This window comes from Oleiphilus sp. HI0132 (assembly GCF_001635845.1).
The window spans coordinates 1-724 of the sequence record NZ_LWGJ01000527.1 but is presented as its reverse complement, the minus strand read 5'-3'; the positions used below and the strand labels follow the sequence as shown (position 1 = coordinate 724).

Below are 724 nucleotides of genomic sequence, written 5' to 3'. Positions count from 1 at the left end.
GCGACGAGACGAATATTTTCTTCGCTACGCGAAAGCATACCCGAAGCTGCTTCTTCTTCAGCAAGAGCTAAAGATATCTCATCTTCTGTTGCATCTAGCACCTCATTCTCACGCGCACTTAGTGAAACGGTTTCCGCTGGAGCCGCTAAGGCTTCAGTAGAAATCCCACTACTGCGCTTGAGCACTTCTGAACTAGCAGGTCCGCTTGCTTTCGCGGCAATGGTCGCCTGCTTACTTGGTGCAACTTTCTTTTTCAAGGCAGCGACATCGACGACTGTCTTAAGTTCAGCAAGATCTGACTGCAAAGCTAACAAGCCGGACTTTTTAGCAACTTCTCTCGCTTTTTTGACTTTTGTAGTCAGAGGTTTTTTAATCGGCTCCGGCTTTTTAATTGGCTTAGGCTTTTCTTTAGGCTTAGGCTTTTCTTTAGGCTTAGGCTTTTCTTTAGGTTTAGGTTTTTCTTCTTTAGGCTTTTCTTCAACCTTTTTAGGTTTCTCTTCCTTTTTGACTGGCTTGGGTTTGGGTGGCTCTTTTTTCTTCACTAACTTTGCTAGTTGCGGTGGGAGCTTTTCAAGTGATTTGCGATCTTTTTCAGGCACAGATGCATTAGGTATCCATACCGCTAGTACCAAAAAGACCATGAGCAAGGTAAGCAGAATACTGCTGAAACGTTTACTTTCACCAGCTTCTTTCGTCCAAGGTAGATTTAAGCGGTCTTGTGGAA

Annotated in this window: 1 protein-coding gene; it reads right to left on the bottom strand. The window is 44.2% G+C overall.

The genetic code is table 11. From position 1 onward, the window contains the following. The coding region (locus A3766_RS30555) for a hypothetical protein (protein WP_068641948.1) at nt 1–724 on the bottom strand (724 nt) is incomplete at both ends.